The sequence below is a fragment of the Sulfitobacter sp. M85 genome, from assembly GCF_029285915.1.
Lineage (GTDB): Bacteria > Pseudomonadota > Alphaproteobacteria > Rhodobacterales > Rhodobacteraceae > Sulfitobacter > Sulfitobacter faviae.
In genome coordinates, this window is the sequence record NZ_JABECQ010000015.1 from 1 (window position 1) to 16,675 (window position 16,675).

Here is a 16,675-nt window from a genome sequence, read left to right on the forward strand (position 1 = left end):
CCGGTTCAAGGGGTGTCAGCTGAGGTGGCTAATTGGCAGCTGAGGCATGCTCGCGGCTCGGTTGATGTCGGCTTTCAGCGCTTCCAACCCGTTTGTGCTTCGCGCAGCAATTGGGAGGTATGGGCTCGTTCCCGACTTTCGCCGCGCTCTCCACGAACGTCTGCTGTTGGACAAATACCTATGGTCAAAACGGGTGGGACAAATACGGTCGTTTTTGTCCATTTCGCCTGCCCCGCCCAAGATCAACCGCGCAGCCAAGACAAAAACCCCCGGCAAAACCTTTGCAGTTTTGGCAGGTTTTTGTCAGGTGGCTATCACCGCCGCCCCAGCCTTCCCAACCGGGCCAGTTGAGCCAGCATTTGAGACCCTGCCCCCGGTGACCCAGTGCCGCTTGCCTGACCTGTCTGTCCCATGCCTTGCCGCACTGGCATCTGCTGCACACCAAAAAACTGCCGCGCCCTGAGGGCTGCGTATTCTGCGCCACTGGCACCGCCGATCAGATAGCGGTTGTAGGCCTGCTGGCTGCCCATGGCGGCGCGGGCGAAGCTGTAACCGCCGCCTAGGCCACCGGAGAGGGCGGGCATCATGATGTTTCCCGAGATCGCACGGACGATAAAGGGTGTGGCGATGATGAAGCCCTTGGCCATGAGAACCATCATGAAGAAGGGGATGAGGGCGCCTATATTTGATGCCCCTTCCGGGTCGCCAAGCTCACCGATCAGAGCGGAAGAGACTCCAGTGATCGTTGCGAACACGCCGGCCACGACGATCGGGTAAAGCGCGAAGGAGACCAGGGCGGACAGCCAGCGTGCAAAATAGTCCTTGGTCACCTCGAAGAGAGTCAGGAAAATCATGACTGGAGCGATCCCGATCAGAAGTGCGATCATCAAACGCGAGGCCACGAGTATGAAGGCTGCGAGTCCGCCGAGAATCGAGAGCAAGAGGACCCCAACAATGTCGAGCATGGCGCCGGCCATCCAGTTCAACTCGGAACCAGCGGCGTTCAAATAGTCCCCCAACTCGGCGATCAACCGGTCGAATTCTTCGGCGAAAGTACCGGAGGGACCCGGGGTTCCACCACCGACCGAAGCCACGAGGGCACCCGCAATGCTGTCGATGCCGGCAAGGATTGCGGAGGCCAGCGCGTTGAACTGGACCCAGTTGGTCGCGAATATCCCGATCAGTCCGATCTTGACTGCGAGCCAGAAGGCCGTGCGCCCGTCCATCGCCTTGTATTGGTAGATCATGTTGAGGAAGACGAGGATCACCACCAGCGTTGTTCCCAGCATCAAAAGCGTGCCGACTGTTGCCGCAACGGACCCGAACTGGGTTTCCGCAGCGGTGTCGAGGTAGCCCTGCGAGGTTTCAACGAAGTAGGTGACGACGCTCATAACGGGGCTGCCTTACCAATTGCCCGCGGCTTCGCAGATGGCTTTGGCGGCAAGGCGGGCGGCGTTGGTGCGGCGGTTGTAGGCGTCTGAGGCCTGAAGCATCTCCCACCGTTCGTCACTGGCGTGGCGCTCACGAAACACCGCCTCGGCCGCGTCCCAAGATGGGAAGCGGATTTCACAGTCGCAGCTGCCGGTCTCGACGATGCGCTCGAGGTTTTGGGCGCGGTAGATGTCCTGGACCAACACGCGCTGATAGGCTTGGCGCAGGGGGATCTCCTGCATCCACATGGGCTCAGCGGCGCGGTCTGGACAGACGTTGAAGCTGCGCTCAAGGGTCGGCACCAGATTCCGCTCAGCGAAGGCGGGGACAGCCAGTAGGCTCAGGGCCACCCCGGTCAAAGCAAGGGTTAGCCGTGCCGGCCTCATGCCGTGGCTCCGATTGTGGTGGTTTCGCGTTTCAAGAAGACCGTGTGCCCGATATTGGCGAATTCCGAAGTGCTGATCGACACCACCTCCCACCCGTCTGCGCCCTTCTCGTTCAGGCTGGCCCGCATGTCGGCAAGGCTGGTTTTGCGGGTCATGGGAAAGGACAAGATATCGTATTCAAAGGTCTTCATGAGGAAGTTCCAATCTCAGTTGCGCCGGGGAGGTAGAATTCGGTGATGCCGCGTTTGCCGTCATGGCGGCCGGCCTGGATGATCACATCAATGGAATTTTCGATGTACTGGATCATGTCGGCATAGGTCATCGGGATTTCGGTCTTGAGGGCCGCGATCGCGAGGCGCTGCACGGCGAGTTGTGGGGTTTCCGCATGCAGCGTGGTCATCGAGCCTCCATGGCCGGTGTTGATGGCTTCCAGAAAGGTCATGGCCTCCTTGCCGCGCACCTCGCCGAGGATGATCCGGTCGGGGCGCATGCGCAGCGTGGCGGTGAGAAGCACATCGGCGGTCTGGAATTCTGCGTCGCGATTGGCGATGAGGGTCACGGCATTGGGCTGGGTCGGCAGAAGCTCGGCGGCTTCCTCGATGGTGACGATGCGTTCCTCGGATGGCACATGAGAGAGGATCTTCCGCGCGGCGACAGTCTTGCCGGTGGAAGTACCGCCCGAGACGATCATGTTGAGCTTGTTGTCTACGCAGAAGGCCAGCGCATCGTCGATGGCGCCCGCGGCCACCACCTCGCGCAGTTCCCGGGTTTTCTCGAGGCGGAGTTCTTCGAGTTTGCGTTCCTTGCCATAGAGGAAATCGAGCGCGATCCCGTCGAGTGGCAGGCTTGAAAAGAACCGAAGGCTGATCGACATGGCGGTTAGCACTGCAGGTGGAGTGATGACCTGCGCCCGGATCGGTCGCCCCTTGTAGGTGATCGAGACCGAAACGATCGGGCGATCCTTGCTCATTGTCGTGTTGGCGGAAGAGGCGATCTGGTTGCCGAGGTCTTTGACTTCTGTTGCGGTCAGCCTCTGGTCCAGCTTTCGCATGAAGTGATCGCCCTGGAATTCTCCCCAGCAGCTTCCGTCAGGATTGATGCAGATCTCGATGACATCGTCGCGGGTGGCGGCGGCGATCCTGTCGAGGGAGGTTTCGAGATAGCTCAGCGACATGGGCTCAGAAAATCTCCAGATCGCGGTCGACCATCACCGTGACGCGCGCGCCCTGGTCGACGTAGATGACGGGGCCGATCGAGAGGTAGTCGCCGATCACGCTGTCCGTGGCATCGGCCAGATCATCGCCCACGTCTTCGAGCACGTCCGCGGCGGTCTCATCCTGGACGTTTGCAGCAGCAGCGCTTGGCGCGGCGGAGATCAGCGATATCAACGCCGCTGAGCCGAAACGCTCATCGAAGCGCGTGTCGACAAAGCCGGTCACGCCGGAGCGGCCCAATTCGTCACCCCCGAAAGAGCTGATCTGGATCGTCTGGTTGTCGGGCAGGATGATCCGGTCCCAGGCGATGGTGACCCGGCGCTGCGCGATATCGACGCCAGAGCGATAGCGCCCGATGAGACGGGACCCGCGCGGGATCAGGAGACGAGAGCCGTCGACGCTGTAGACATCTTCGGAAACGACGGCACGGGTCTGGCCGGGTAGGGAACTGTCGAGGGCGGTTTCCATGACGGCCTGGATCATTGTACCCTGAATGATGGTGTTGGACGGGTTGGCGATGACTTCTGCCTGTGTCACCGAAGTGGGCAGCGCGCCGTTCAGAACGAAATCCGTCACTTCCCCAAAGGTCCGTTCGGTCAGAGCCGTCTCATTCGCACCCGAGGCACCACCAAAGGCGATAGTGGGCGAGGCGATGCGCCGCTCCTGGAAGGCGCGTTCCTCCGCCGCGCGGCGTTCAAGTTCTGCCAGCCGCCGTGCCTCTTCCTCGCGGCGGAGCCGTTCTTCCTCCCGCGCGCGCAATTCGTCCTCGGTAGGACCGACGGGTGCCGGAAGCGGGCGGTTCGCCTCGAGCTGCGCAAGTTCGAGGTCCATGCGGATTTGCTCCAACTCCCGATCACGGGCAGTGAGTTCGTCTCGGAATTGCTGCTGTGCGGCTTCCGAGGCGGCTTGCAGCGCCGCGATCTGCGCGGTCAGCGCATCGATGGCTTCGGCGGCAGCCGTGTCTTCCTCGACCACCGGTTCGGGGGCGTTGCGCAATTCCTCGATCTGGGCCTGAAGGGCGGCGAGTTGCGCCAAAAGCTCGGCGTTCGGTTCCACCGGTTCCGGTGCGACCAGAACGACTTCGGGCTCGGGTGGGGGGAGGGTTTCGATCGCGCCAAACCCGTCGCCTTCGTTCTGGAACACGTCCGGCGTGGCCGTGGGCAGGGCTTCCTCTTCCTCGGGTTGGGACATGAGATAGAGCAACGCACCGCCCGCGCCGATCACGAGGACGACGACCAAAGCGAGAGGTGGCGAGCGCCGTGGGGCAGGGGGTGACCCTGCGCCCTTGCCTTGTTCTAGAGCAGCGAGGCGTTTCTCGAGGTCTGCGTTTCCAGTATCGCTCATGAGCCTACCCCCGCAGGTGGTGTGGCCTCGATGCAGACCACCTCCTCCCCGATCCGCAGCACCCATTGTCGGTTCACGCCTGAAACCCGGATCACGCCGTCCTCGGTGGCTTGTGTGTTGACAGTCCGTTCTCGGCCATTCGCGTAGCGGAAGATCGCAGGCACCGGCGCGTTCCGCGGAAATTCGAAATACGTAAACGTCCCGTCATCCCAGACACGGGTGGGGGTGAACTCGGTCCGCGCGCTGGCACCGTAATTATAGTTCGGCGCTTGGGCCGCGATGGCACGTGTGGGCCGCGTATTGTCTTCGGGGTAGCGGAACTGGACCACGTAAAAGGTCGGACTGCGGGTCTCTTGGACGTTGAAGTAATAACTGCGCCTGTTCGTGTAGACGGTCACATTGGTATGCACCCCGCGCGCCACCGGCTTGATCGCGAAGGCCTGACCGCCGGGTACGCCGTCGATCTCGAAGCCTTCCGTGTCGCCCGCAATGATCGAGCGGATGCTCTCGCCTTCCCCGAACTCGACCGTGGTCACATGGGAGAGCGACACGCTGAGGCGGTAGACCTGACCTTCTTGATATGTTGCCAGCCGCACCCGATTGTCATTGGGCCCGCCACGCGGGATGGCTTCGGCGAAAGCAAGGCCAGGCAACAGGGCAATCAGCAATATGAAAAGTCGAGCAGGGAACAAATTCAATTCTCCAATCTGTCGGAGCGGATGGAATATTCGAGGACCGTGAAGCCGAAGGGGTTGGTCCAGACCTCATCGATGGAGCGGCGGGTCTCGGGGCGGAACTCGAAGAGAAGCGTGGCGGTGAAAAGCCCGGTTTGGACGCCATTGATGGAGGTCAGGCGCTTGCGCAGGCGGACGGTGGCGCGGTTCGTACCGATCCGGTTGATGCTGAGGATTTCCACATCAAGCCGGGCATTGGGGCCATAAACTGTCGGCGGGTAGTTCTCATAGGCGCTGTTCCAGATCTGGCGCAGCCCGCTCTCGGCAGCTCCGTCCGAGCGGCGCAGGACGTTGCGGATGCGCAGATCGTTGTCGAGCTGGTTGTAGACCTCCCGGTCGGTCACATAGCGGAACACCTCCGCCTCGATGATCGCCTGGTTGGCGGTCACCGAGGAGGCGCCGACCGAGGCTTCGGGGAGTGCAAAGCCGGTGGCGGGATCATAGGGAACAACGACGGGGGGCGGGTCGACATCGAGGATCGAGACCGCCGCGGCGCTCAGACAGCCGATGACACCGAAGACAAGGCCCGTCAGGCCAAGGCGTTGCCAGAGCCGTTCGCGGCGCAAGGCACCGTAGACCAGTTCTTCCTCGATGATTTCTTGTTCACTCGCCACCATTCATGCCCCCACGATTACTCGGCCCGAAGGTCCGGCAAGGTGAAATCCATGAAGCGCTGTTCTTCGGCGATTGTGGCGGCATCAATCACGCCGCCTGTGCCGTCACCCACGGTTTGCACGGCCTCAAGCTGCCACATGGCGACGAGGGCAATTGCCAGCTCCGCCGTCACCCGCGTGTTGAGATCGATACTTTCCTTCAGTTCGTCCATGTCATCGATCAGCCCGACCAACCGGTCGACGCGTTCCAGCGATTGGCCCGCGTCCTCGTAGCTGTTCTGGGCAGCGGCCGAGACGAGCGCGCCGGTCGTGGCCTGCGTCGCCACGCGGTTGGCCCCGGGATTTCCGCTGGTGGCCATTTCCGTGAGGGTATCGTCATCAAAGCCGAGATCGGCCAGCACCCGGTCCATCTGTGTTTCGATCTCGCCCGCGCCGGAGCCCGACAGGCCAGAGAAGTCTCCGGTCTTGATCGCCTCAATCGTGGCGATGATATCGCCGAACTCCTGGTCGAGCAGGCCGTTCAGCTCGTCCTCCATCTCGGTGCGGATAATCTCGGGAAGTTCGGCAAGGCGGGTAAGTGCTTCATAGGTTCTTTGCAGTTCCGCGAGTTGGTCCGTGAGTGTCGCAAGCTGTTCGCGGAGCTGCGTTAGCTGCTCGTTTTGCAGGATCTCGTCTCCGATCATCTGCCGGAGCTGCTGGATGTTTTGCGCGATGTTCTGGGTATCGACGACGGGCACGCCTTGCGCAAGGGCAAGGGAGAGGGTTCCCAAGTGTAGGCCAATCCCAAGTGTCGTGGCTAAGGCCGTTCTCAAGAGTAAATCTCTCATCAGTCTATCTCCCTGATCGTGAATTCCATGAACGCGCCCTCGGCCATGCGGGCGCTGGCCTGTGCCAGCTCTTCGGCCGAGAGTACGCGGGTCCGCGCCGCCTGTAGCCGGATGCGGGCCGCGACGAGACGCACGAGTTCGGCGCGGGCATAGGTGTTGAGCGCGACGCTTTCCTGCACGTCTTCCGTCGCGGAAATCCGCGTGACGATGTCTTGGATACGCAGGGCAGCTTGCCTGATCGCGGCGGGCGCGTTGTTGCCATAGAAAGCCGCGCCATGCCCGGTCATCGAGAGGTAGGCATTGGCCAGAAGCGCGGGGTCGATCGTCCCAAGCGCTTCGATCCCGCCGATGCGGCTTAGGTAGAGATTGTAGCGTTCGGGGATGACCTGGACGTAGTGCTGGGTCTCGGTAAAGGGCGGGACACCGCCATATTCAAAGACCCGGCCGGGGCCTGCATTATAGGCCGCGAGTGCGTTGATGATGTTGCCATCGAAGGTGTTGAGTTGCGTTGCGAGATAGCGCGCGCCGCCATGCACCTGCAGGTAGGGGCTGTCGTAGTATTCTGGGTTGATGCCGAGATCGCTGGCCGTACCGGGCATAATCTGGGTGAGGCCAAAGGCGCCGACGGGCGAGCGGGCGCCAATAGTAAACCGGCTTTCCTGCCAGATGAGCGCCTGTAGGAGTGCGCGCCATTGAACCGGCGAGAGACCCGCGCGGCCCACGCCTGCAAAGCCGCTGGTCTCCTGCGCGACGCGGATGATGAGCTGCTCGATGTTCTCGGCGGCATCCCCGAACATCTGTGCGCCGCCAGGATTGGGATCGATCTCACCCGTGCCATAGACCGCCTCGACGGAGCGGGTCGGATCGCCGCTGCCGCTTTCGAGCCCGGAGACCATGGCTGGCAGGCCCTGACCGCCAAAGCTTGTCTGGGCATCGAGGATGCGCTGCAGGGTGGCCAATTGCTCGCGTTCAATCTCGGCGATGAGTTCGCGCACGGCAAGCTTGTCGGCCTGGATCGCAAGATCGGCCTCGCGATCGCTGGTCTCGACGATATCGCGCGCGGTCAGCCCGCTGTCATTGGTCGGCACACCTTGGGACAAGGCGAGACCGGGCAGCAGGCAAAGGGCCAAGATATGGGGCAGGCTAGACTTCAATGTCGCGCTCCGGTACGCCGATCGGCGTGAAGCTGCAATCAGACGCGATGGGGGCCGTCGAAGCGAGGAAGGTGAAGCAATTGGCCTGCGGTTCCTGGTATTGGGTGCAGGAGGCCAAAGCGCCGAGTGCGGCGAGCAAAAACAAGATACGGGTCATGAAATCCTCCAGAAGTCCGGGCGGTTGCGGTAATCGGCGCCGACAAGCGCCTCGCCTTTTTCCATGCCGCCAAGGATGGTTAGATTGGGCCCAAGCGCGCTCAGATCGGCATCGACGACGATGGAGCCCTGGTCGTCTCGGATGAGGGCGAGACGGCTGTCGCTGCCGGTATTGAGAAGGACGTCGAGTTCCTTCTCATAGAGGTTCAGCATCGCGTAATCGGCGGCATGGGCGCGGATGTTCGGAAGCAGGATCTGCGTGGGCACGGCTTCGATGATGGTCTTGCCGGTCCGGGTGCGCTCGAGCTGGCTGGCGTATTGCGTCATCATCACCGCGACAGTGTTCTGCTTGCGCGCGGTCACCAGCCAGTTCGACAGCCGCTCGGCGAAATACGCGTTATCGAGCGCCTTCCAGGCCTCGTCGATCACGATGATGGTGGGGCGCCGATCCTCGATCTCGCGCTCAACCCGGCGGAAGAGATAGGAGAGGACGGCCATGCGTTCCTTCTCGGCCTCGCTGTCGAGAATGCCGGTCAGATCGAAGCCCACCACATTGCCCTTCAGCGAGAAAGTGTCTTCCAGCGTCTGTCCGAAAATCCAGCCGTAGCGGCCCTCTTCGGTCCACTCGAGCAGCCGCTGGTGCAGATCGCCGCCATCGTCGGTCGAAACGAACAGCGATGCGAAGTCGCGCCAGTTCCGCAAGGCTGGGTTCGTGGCCTGCGCATTCTGGCGCACGACCTCCTGAATGCGATTTGTTTGCGCGGGCGTCAGCGGCTTGTCGGCACGATAGAGCAAGGTGGCGAGCCAGTCCGAGAGCCAGGCGGTGCCGCGCGCATCGGTCTCGGTCCAGAGCGGGTTGAGGCCCGTGGGTTGGCCGGCTTTGAGCGATGCGTAGCGCCCGCCGTTGGCGCGGACCGCCATCTCCATACCAAAACGGTAGTCGAAGACGAAGATCCGCGCCCCTGCTCGACGGGCTTGCGTCATAAGGAAGGCCGAGAGGACCGACTTGCCTGACCCGGGTCGTCCCATGATCAGCGTATGCCCGCTGGTCGGTTCTTTGTCGGGCGAGCCTTGCTCGTGATAGGAAAACCGGTATGCGCTCTGCTCGGGCGTGGGCAGATAGGTGATAACCTTGCCCCAGGGTGTTTTCTGAGCAGGCTTGCCGAGCTGGGTCCGATGAAACGCCGCGAAGTCGGCGAAATTACGGTTGGTGATCGCACTGGCGCGCACGCGCTTGGGCTGATTGCCGGGATGCTGGCTGAGGTAATGGGCTTTGGCCGCGACGCGCTCGCCGATCATTTTCACGCCTTCAGCGGCGGCGGCGTTGACGATCTCTGCGCTGAGGGTCTGCAACCCGTCTAGCGTATCGCAAAAGATCGTCACCACCATGTGGTGCTCACCAAAGCTCTGGCGTTTGGCCTCGAGATCATCTGCGGCGATGTCGAGTGCTTCCATCAGCGAGAGCGCCGCATCTTGGCTGGCCTGCATCTGGCGCTTTTGCCGCTTAATCCGACCAGCCATGAGGTTCGAATTAATCGGTGTGAAGGAATGCGTTACGATCATGTCGACCGGCAGGTTCAGCATGTCGAACATGGTGCAGGAGGTGCCTTCCGAGTATTCCCCGATGGTGAAACTCTTGCCGTAGCGGTGTCCCACGACGCCTTCGGAGAGCTCGAAGTGATCGCCTTGAAACGTCACTCGCGTGTTGGCGACGTTGAAGGACAGGAAGCCATAGGTGTTCGCCGGATAGAGCGGCAGTTCCTGGCCAGTGTTGAGGGCCCCCAGGAAGCCGATCAACTCGCCGGACTTGGCCGAAAGCACACGTGGGTTAAGCTCTGTCAGGCCAGACAGGAATACGTTCACGGCCTCGTCCAATCGGCGAAGGCGCTTCTCGGTCGCTTCCTTGAGGCGATCCGGCGCGCTGCGGTTCAGGAATGGCAGGACGCTTTTTGGAGGCGGGCGATGGATGATCGTAAGGGTGAGCGTCTTGTCGCGCAGCCCGCTGGTCTCTAGATTCTTGCGCCAGAGCCGGTCGACTTCTCCCGCGAAACTGTCCTCGCGCAGCGGCTCGAGGTCCGGCGTGATCGCCTTCGAGACCTTATGGACGTAATAGCTGAACTCCGGCCCCAATTGCGCAATGATCCGGGCAAAGAGCGCGGTCACCTTGTCGAGATAGGCGTCATCGGTCGTGTAGCTATTGACCCCGTCGAGCCGGATGCACTGGAAAAGCTCGTTGACCCGGGTCCGCACGGTCTGGTCATCGACGAGGCTCACATATGGCAGCATATGCGCGAGGCGGGTCTCGTGCGCGTACCAGTCCGGCGTCATCGCGCGGAGATCAAGCGCGGCTTCACGGGGCATAGCTGTCCCCGCCGTGGATGGAGCGGTTCCGCGTGGGCGGCGTCTCTTGCAGCGCCGTCATCATCACGTCGATGAAACGCGGATCCCAGTCCGCGGCCTTCCAGAGAACCGGGTAGAGCAGGGCGGCCACGCCCAGCACCGCAATGTGCTGGACCCAGACGAACAAGAGCACCGAGCCGAAAAGCCAGACCATCGCGTACATGATGGGCAGGCCCAGAAGCTTCGGCGGGCGCACGAGGCCCAGAAAGAGAGGCGAGCGCTCAGCCACCGGCGAAAACCGCGGCGACGATGGTGGGGGCGGCCGCAACACCAGCGATCCCGACGAGGACCCAGAGCGCCTGACGCAGATCGATGATATTGAAGAACCAGCTCAAGAAAACGCCAAGGACCGCGAGTGTGGCGATCACGACGCCGAGCGGGCCAGTTAGAGCATCGACAATGCCCTGCAACAAGCTTTGGATCGGGGAGAGATCGATGCTTTGCGCGAGGGCGGGCTCGGCAATGAGCAGGAAGAGCGCCAGTGAGGCGACAAAGAGGTTTGAAATCCAACTTGTTTGGAAAATCCGGTATCGCCAATGCATTGCCGCGCTGCGCGCTCTCGTGACATTGCCGATAAGTGACTTGAGGAATGATTTCCAAAAAGGTTGGGACATCATGAATTTGATCCTTCCAATCGGGCCACGACAGCCATGACGCGGGCCACGTGGTTCTGGGTTTCTCGGTAGGGGGGAATGCCGCCATATTGGCGCACGGCGTCGGGTCCGGCGTTGTAAGCGGCCAGCGCCAGGCGCGGATCGCCGAACGTCTCGAGCATCATCGCGAGGTAGCGGGCGGAACCGTCGAGGTTCTGCATCGGGTCCTCCGGATTGACGTCGAGATCACGCGCGGTTGCTGGCATCAGTTGACCCAGACCAATGGCGCCCGCGGTTGAGATCGCATCCTGCCGGTAGGCGCTCTCAACCTCGATGTTGGCCCGGTAGAGAGCCAGCCAATCCCTCACGGAGAGCTCTGCGTGGCGCAAACCAGGATGATTGGCATAGCGCAGGGCCGTTGCCTCGATGTCTAAGAGAACGTCTGCGCGGGGCAGGGGTGCTGGCTGGGCGAGTGCCGCAAGCTGCAGCGCGTCAGGTTTGGTCGCTGCTTCCGTCTCACCAATAATGGCCAAACCATCGGACGCCGATCCCTGACCAACGCCGTCATTGTAGTTCCGGGCAAAACCGCTCTGAGACTGGGATGGGGTCAGAGAGCCGTCGCTCTCCATGACCAGAACGATTTGCGCGGAGGCTGGCGCGGCGACCAGCCAGAGACAGACGAACTTAGTTGCCAGCGCCCTTGTCTGATGGGGCTTTGTCTGGCGGGGCGAGTTTATGCGTACGGCTTGTACCCGCCTCAAGGGGCAGGTCGACATGCGCAAAGCCAAGGCCAATGAAGAAAGACACCACGCCGGAGATCGTCTTGAACTCGCGGATCTTGATATCGTTGTAGCTCGTCCGCGTGCGGGCGGTGACGAGGAGCTTTTCCCCCCCATCATCAGAGACAACGCGCATGATCCAGACCCCGTAATAGCTGGGGCCTTTCTTATGTGCGGACTCCTGGCACAGGATTTCTGCGCTATAGCCGCTTTCCACGAGCTCGCGGAACCTAGCTTCCGTAACCACATTTGGTGCTTCTATGTCCCAGTTCATGGCCCGGCTCACGCTTTCTCCAAAGACGCAACACCCGGGCAATGCTACTTGATGCCTAGGGTTACGATAGTATACTTATAACCGCAATAGTATATTATAATTTTCGCGGTATACGTTAATCCGATACCTTTAGGCACGTAACATGCACTCGTTCAAGGATTTAAGCGGCTTTTGCTACCTTCGGTTGCGCATCCTACCTTTGATGCGCACATTCGTTCTGCTGTCGCTCGTCGGTTGTCCGGCGCTTGCCGGTTCATGCATACCCCCGCCTCGGCCATTTGTTCCAAGAGATCCGAAGGTTGCCACGGAATTTATGGAAATCCTCCGTCATGATTTCGAGCTCTACTTCCGCGACATACAGGATTATTTTCGCTGCCTCGACGAGGAGCGTGCTCGCGCCTTTGACGAAGCGCGCGAAGTCAGCGAGGAATATGGACGCTTCTTGGGCTCGCTTCACCAATAACTTCGGGGCGAACCTTTTGGTCCGAGTCGCGCGGGTTCCGAATTCGATAACTGGACTACGAGCGAAATTCAGCCGAGAACCCGTTCGAGGCCCGTCGTCAGCGGCTTAGGGGCCGGGTTTCAACAAGCGAGCCACGCTTCGGCCGGCCGACACAATGTAGGGCGGCATGGACAGCGAATAGTGGCCGCAATTCAGTTCCAATATGCTAGGCCCGGCTCCGGCGTCCTTCAGCCCTTGAATCAGCCTTTCAGAAAGCTCTGGCAGCACCACCTTGTCTCGCTTGGCCAATACCACATTTAGTTCGAGATTGTCCCGCGCAAGATGATGCGCATGGTTCACCAAGTTTAGTGGTCCCCATGCCCTTCTGAGATCGTCCAGTTCGATCGCGGGCTTGATGCTTTCGCAAATCGTTCGAGTTGCGCGCCCGGTCCACACCATGTCAGCAAGACTTCCAGCGGTCAGGAATAGCGCAGCTTTTGAAACAGTTTTGTCGTTGGCGGCAATCAATCCGGCAACCCAAGAGCCCAGACTCATTCCGAGTACAGAAATCTCTTTAAAACCTTGCTCCCTTAGCCAACGAATAAGCTTTCGACCGTCCCATACTGCCTGCCTCATGGATTGCATCGTCCGTCCGAGATTCGGGCTTAGCATGTAGTCGGCATAATCGGCGCCGGGACGGCTACGTTCGAAGTGATACGGCAGTGCCATCTCGACTACCGTGATCCCACGCCGGGAGAAAAAGTTCGCCAACTGTTGATACCGCGCGCTTGCATTCCAATGGTGAAACACAACCAAAGCTTTATCGAATGATCTGCTTTCTGTTACTTTCGCCCAGACGAGATTGTTCTCTGCGACGTCAGTATAAATTCCTGAAGGAAATTTGGCCCAATCTCCTTTGCGTTCGACGACCAAGTCGTTGTTACCCGGTTCATCGAAATAGGTTGGGTCCTCGACAGCCTGGTCTGCAAGATTACAGAAGGCCTCGATACCTGCCGGATGTCCGGAGCTAGGGAAGGCAAGTTCAGTGTCCAGAGCGAAGTCTGTCCGCCTCTTTACTTCGTCCCCCCGCTCTGCGCGTCGCTCATCCCAACGATCGAGCCAGCTATGATACACTTTCTTCTTCTCCTTGGTCAGTCACCCGCCATGTATCGATGCTTGGATAAATCAGGCCGTAGATTGCAGACAGCAGCCCGGTGCACAGCAAGATCGAGAAGCCGGCGACCGCGCCGATCAGCACGTAGACGATGACCAGAAGGGCGATGAGCGCCAACATCATTCCCAATTCTCTCCAATTTCGGCCACGTCCAATGTCTCCTTGCTGACGCAACACGGCCTGGACTCGCATAAGCCCATAGAGAAACACAGTGCAGGTCGCCAATACGATCAGCAGGCTGCTATAGTTCGTCGGCATGCTGTATTCGAGCCAGTCGCTTGCCTTCTCATGATTTCCCAAAACTGACAGGAAATCGTTAGCCAACCAAGCCGTTATGGTCGATTCACTTGATAGCATAAAAGTGCTTTGGAGCTTCATGCATATGGCAATCAAGAGTCCCAAAATACAGCACCGAAAAATCCCACGCATGATTTTGAGACCGACTTGATTAGGCTGCCAGTGATATTCTCCATCTACCCCAGGTTCAGGATCTCCTCCAAGTTCCCAAAAATCGTATAAAATTGTGAAGAGCAAAATGAGCCCTGCAAAGAAGAGAAAAAATACCGCACCCATGTAGAGATAGGCGAACCCGGTGAACGCGACCGCCTCCGGTATTGAAATGATGTGCGGGCGCTCAATCGCCATCCGAGCCCATTCCACCGGGTAGTTGCCGGTATCGCGGGTCAGTAATGGGCCTAAACACCTATCGATCCACTGAAGAACCGTAGCTATAGGTAAACAAACAAGAAAGGCCGCCCAATACGTCACCGAAAAGGTCGTGACTTTTCGCACCCACATGTCGTCATTCGCGATCCCTTCACCTTCAGGACTTAACAATGACCGCCTTGTACCCCTCCAATAGACCACTAAGTCACGCACGAATACGAAGTATAGCGGCATGAGCACCATGAAGAGGAGTGTCCAGTTCGGTGCCCATAAGTACCCAACCTGCTTAATCACACCATTCGCCTGCGGAAAAACAATGCTGTGAATGCCCAAAAAGTAAGAGGAAAATCCAAGGGCCACTGCCCCTGCGAACACTGACGCCGACAAATCCAAAGGGGATCCCCGGTTGAACACGGCCTCCGATGTTCTCGCCAAGCTAAATCTCCGCCTCGGCCATATAACCTCACCTTTGTGCGCCAGCGGTGACGGAACCACGGTATCAACATCGATTGCCGCGTTCTGAACCGTATCTGGAGGACTATGCGCATCGTGGCCGTCTGACCCCGCACGCAGCGCTCGCCTCCTGGCTACCAATCGTGCCCGGGCCACACTAAGTTCCGTTTGCCACTCGCTGGTCGCCTTCGGATCATCACACCCAAACACCCTTGCCAACCATCGAATGTTCTCGGTGCTGATTCCTTTCTCGTTGTCTTGGTACCAAAGTTGCACCGTTCGCAGCTCGATCCCGGACCGGTTGGCTTCGATCTGAGTGATTGCGGTAGCAAGAAGTTCGGGTGTCCACGGCCCCAAGGGTATCCCATCTTTGTCAGTAGGCCGACCCGCTCCGGCCGCGCTCAACCGTCTGAACAACTCCTTAAAGTCACTTCCGTCATCCAACGGAGGAACAAAGTATTTTCCATTTTTTATCAAGGGCGTAACGTTGTTCGTTTCGTTCTATTTCGCCGGCGTTCGCTTCGTATCGTGAATTCGCGGCTCACGACAGTGCAACTAAAGGCAGTGTGATTCGATCGCCATCTACTGGGCCAGAGAATGTCTGACGTGATCGAAATCCTGCTTGGTGGTTGGAAACTGGAATGAAGAAAGCGGTGAGACTGTTGAAAGAAGAAGCAGAGCCCATAGCCCGATTGTTTGGAAATGATCGGGAGCGCACGGTTGGATGGGTATACCTGTGGGATTCCTCTGAGTTGTCGGTGCTCTGGCTGGACGAGCAGGTACCTGCCGGTTCTATCGAGCCGCCGCTTCATCCCGAAGTGCTGGCAGAGGCAAAATCGTCGACACCAGTGAAAGTGATCGAATACCTCGAAGCGCTTTCGAGTGGCGGCGAGCATACCCAAATTAGCAGGCCTTAATAGTCATCGGAGCAGGTCTTTCAAAAATATACTATTGGCGCAATGAATATAAAATATCTAGAGAGACCGTCAACCTGCCAAAACTGTAGGAGAGTATTCATGCCCAAAGCGCTTACTCGTTTCGTCGTCCTTGTCGCTCTTGGCTCCACGTCTTTCTTCGGAACGGCCGAGCGGGTTAGGGCGCAAACCTATCCGATCGATTGCGCGATTCTCCTCTGTCTTTCAGGGGGTTGGCCCGCATCAGTGCCATGCTCACGCGCCCGCGCGGAATTCATTCGAAGAATAACCCCCTGGCCAGTAGAGCCTCCATTGCAGATATGGCGTTGTCCGATGAGAGCATCCCATGAACTCAATGGCACTGGTAAAAATGGCGGCCGTATCTTCGACATTCTGTTCGATAGACCGCGTCATCCGCTGCTCCAGACGATTACCGTTGCCCCATCTCAGGAAGTCGGCCTGTCATCGACGGGCGTGTTCCCGGCGGAAAGGGTTGAAACGGGTGATAAGAGCAGTGACTTTTCTATTACGCTTGGTCGAGAACGCGCCGACATCGACATCAGCGGTCCGGAGTTTAACTTCGTGCGCTCGATACGAATCTTTGATGTGCGGAACGCTCGACAATATGAGGCAGGCAGCGAGGGGGACTGCGAGCGGAGCGCGGTCGTTGTACTTGGAACTTATGGCGTTCAAGGAGACTTCTCTTGGCAGCGTTCATCGATCGGAACCTTGCCGAAAGATCATGTGGGGCTGGAGAGGTGGGGCGACAATTGTCCGAGCATCCGCCACCGTTCGGTATTCGTCGAGTGGCGCGATTACGGGGGCAAATATGGCTACGAGCAGGTCAACTACTGAGCCCAGTCGGGAAAAAGCCATTTGTTTTAGATGAACTCACGCCGAAGGGCAATTTTCTGAGTGATGTGTATCGGTAGACCTACATCACGCCTTCACGCTCCAAGCGCTTGCGCGCCGCTTTGCGAGCCCGGCGGATCGCTTCGGCCTGTTGGCGAACTTTCTTCTTAGAAGGCTCCTCGAAGTGCTGCTTGAGTTTCATTTCGCGGAAAACGTCTTCGCTTTGAAGCTTTTTCTTTAAAACCCGAAGAGCCTGATCGACATTATT

General features: G+C 59.3%; 21 protein-coding genes. 3 read left to right on the forward strand and 18 right to left on the reverse strand.

The features are described from left to right. Positions 1-314 precede the first annotated feature (314 nt). The 15 genes from HKX24_RS17060 to HKX24_RS17130 form a co-directional block, all read right to left on the reverse strand. Positions 315-1,391 (reverse strand): type IV secretion system protein, encoded by a 1,077-nt coding sequence (locus HKX24_RS17060; protein ID WP_174859333.1) that lies wholly within the window; start codon positions 1,389-1,391, stop codon positions 315-317. A 12-nt stretch (positions 1,392-1,403) separates the two neighbouring features. After that, positions 1,404-1,817, reverse strand: coding sequence for a hypothetical protein (locus tag HKX24_RS17065; RefSeq protein ID WP_276154193.1), 414 nt, complete (start codon positions 1,815-1,817; stop codon positions 1,404-1,406). Further along, complete coding sequence (locus HKX24_RS17070) at positions 1,814-2,008, reverse strand: DUF4177 domain-containing protein (protein ID WP_174859335.1); 195 nt, start codon at positions 2,006-2,008, stop codon at positions 1,814-1,816. Before HKX24_RS17070 ends, HKX24_RS17065 begins: the two co-directional genes overlap by 4 nt. Continuing rightward, positions 2,005-2,991: an ATPase, T2SS/T4P/T4SS family gene (locus tag HKX24_RS17075; RefSeq protein ID WP_276154194.1), complete on the reverse strand. Its 987-nt coding sequence runs from the start codon at positions 2,989-2,991 to the stop codon at positions 2,005-2,007. Before HKX24_RS17075 ends, HKX24_RS17070 begins: the two co-directional genes overlap by 4 nt. 4 nt (positions 2,992-2,995) lie before the next feature. Next, positions 2,996-4,375: a TrbI/VirB10 family protein gene (locus HKX24_RS17080; protein WP_276154195.1), complete on the reverse strand. Its 1,380-nt coding sequence runs from the start codon at positions 4,373-4,375 to the stop codon at positions 2,996-2,998. After that, entirely contained in the window at positions 4,372-5,067 is a 696-nt protein-coding gene (locus tag HKX24_RS17085; protein ID WP_276154196.1) for a TrbG/VirB9 family P-type conjugative transfer protein, read from the reverse strand. The genes HKX24_RS17080 and HKX24_RS17085 overlap by 4 nt, the downstream gene beginning before the upstream one ends. Positions 5,068-5,069: 2 nt before the next feature. Then, on the reverse strand, positions 5,070-5,726 hold the full coding sequence (locus HKX24_RS17090) for a type IV secretion system protein (protein ID WP_276154197.1): 657 nt from the start codon (positions 5,724-5,726) through the stop codon (positions 5,070-5,072). 14 nt (positions 5,727-5,740) lie between these two features. Then, positions 5,741-6,550 (reverse strand): type IV secretion system protein, encoded by an 810-nt coding sequence (locus tag HKX24_RS17095; protein WP_276154198.1) that lies wholly within the window; start codon positions 6,548-6,550, stop codon positions 5,741-5,743. Further along, the gene (locus HKX24_RS17100) at positions 6,550-7,704 is read right to left on the reverse strand and encodes a lytic transglycosylase domain-containing protein (RefSeq protein WP_276154199.1); all 1,155 of its coding nucleotides are present in this window, start codon (positions 7,702-7,704) and stop codon (positions 6,550-6,552) included. The genes HKX24_RS17095 and HKX24_RS17100 overlap by 1 nt, the downstream gene beginning before the upstream one ends. Then, positions 7,694-7,861: a hypothetical protein gene (locus HKX24_RS17105; protein WP_276154200.1), complete on the reverse strand. Its 168-nt coding sequence runs from the start codon at positions 7,859-7,861 to the stop codon at positions 7,694-7,696. The genes HKX24_RS17100 and HKX24_RS17105 overlap by 11 nt, the downstream gene beginning before the upstream one ends. Continuing rightward, positions 7,858-10,221, reverse strand: coding sequence for a type IV secretion system DNA-binding domain-containing protein (locus HKX24_RS17110; RefSeq protein WP_276154201.1), 2,364 nt, complete (start codon positions 10,219-10,221; stop codon positions 7,858-7,860). The genes HKX24_RS17105 and HKX24_RS17110 overlap by 4 nt, the downstream gene beginning before the upstream one ends. Beyond that, positions 10,211-10,489, reverse strand: coding sequence for a VirB3 family type IV secretion system protein (locus HKX24_RS17115; protein WP_008327373.1), 279 nt, complete (start codon positions 10,487-10,489; stop codon positions 10,211-10,213). Before HKX24_RS17115 ends, HKX24_RS17110 begins: the two co-directional genes overlap by 11 nt. Further along, positions 10,482-10,802, reverse strand: coding sequence for a TrbC/VirB2 family protein (locus HKX24_RS17120; RefSeq protein ID WP_276154207.1), 321 nt, complete (start codon positions 10,800-10,802; stop codon positions 10,482-10,484). The genes HKX24_RS17115 and HKX24_RS17120 overlap by 8 nt, the downstream gene beginning before the upstream one ends. Before the next feature lie 71 nt (positions 10,803-10,873). Beyond that, positions 10,874-11,494 (reverse strand): lytic transglycosylase domain-containing protein, encoded by a 621-nt coding sequence (locus HKX24_RS17125; protein WP_276154208.1) that lies wholly within the window; start codon positions 11,492-11,494, stop codon positions 10,874-10,876. Positions 11,495-11,537: 43 nt separating this feature from the next. Continuing rightward, positions 11,538-11,906: a hypothetical protein gene (locus HKX24_RS17130; protein WP_276154202.1), complete on the reverse strand. Its 369-nt coding sequence runs from the start codon at positions 11,904-11,906 to the stop codon at positions 11,538-11,540. Positions 11,907-12,108: 202 nt separating this feature from the next. On the opposite strand from HKX24_RS17130, the gene HKX24_RS17135 reads away from it, so the two are divergent. Beyond that, positions 12,109-12,369 (forward strand): hypothetical protein, encoded by a 261-nt coding sequence (locus tag HKX24_RS17135; protein ID WP_276154209.1) that lies wholly within the window; start codon positions 12,109-12,111, stop codon positions 12,367-12,369. Between the two features lie 105 nt (positions 12,370-12,474). Here HKX24_RS17135 and HKX24_RS17140 read toward each other — a convergent pair whose 3' ends face one another. After that, positions 12,475-13,482: a dienelactone hydrolase-related enzyme gene (locus HKX24_RS17140; RefSeq protein WP_276154203.1), complete on the reverse strand. Its 1,008-nt coding sequence runs from the start codon at positions 13,480-13,482 to the stop codon at positions 12,475-12,477. Beyond that, a complete protein-coding gene (locus HKX24_RS17145) occupies positions 13,472-15,046 on the reverse strand; it encodes a hypothetical protein (RefSeq protein ID WP_276154204.1) in 1,575 nt (524 codons plus the stop codon). Before HKX24_RS17145 ends, HKX24_RS17140 begins: the two co-directional genes overlap by 11 nt. Positions 15,047-15,282: 236 nt before the next feature. On the opposite strand from HKX24_RS17145, the gene HKX24_RS17150 reads away from it, so the two are divergent. Continuing rightward, complete coding sequence (locus HKX24_RS17150) at positions 15,283-15,558, forward strand: hypothetical protein (protein WP_132446209.1); 276 nt, start codon at positions 15,283-15,285, stop codon at positions 15,556-15,558. Between the two features lie 330 nt (positions 15,559-15,888). Further along, positions 15,889-16,410 (forward strand): hypothetical protein, encoded by a 522-nt coding sequence (locus tag HKX24_RS17155; protein ID WP_276154205.1) that lies wholly within the window; start codon positions 15,889-15,891, stop codon positions 16,408-16,410. Positions 16,411-16,489: 79 nt separating this feature from the next. Here HKX24_RS17155 and rpsU read toward each other — a convergent pair. Next, positions 16,490-16,675 (reverse strand): 30S ribosomal protein S21 (gene rpsU, locus HKX24_RS17160; RefSeq protein WP_276154206.1); only part of this gene is annotated, 186 nt, incomplete at its 5' end.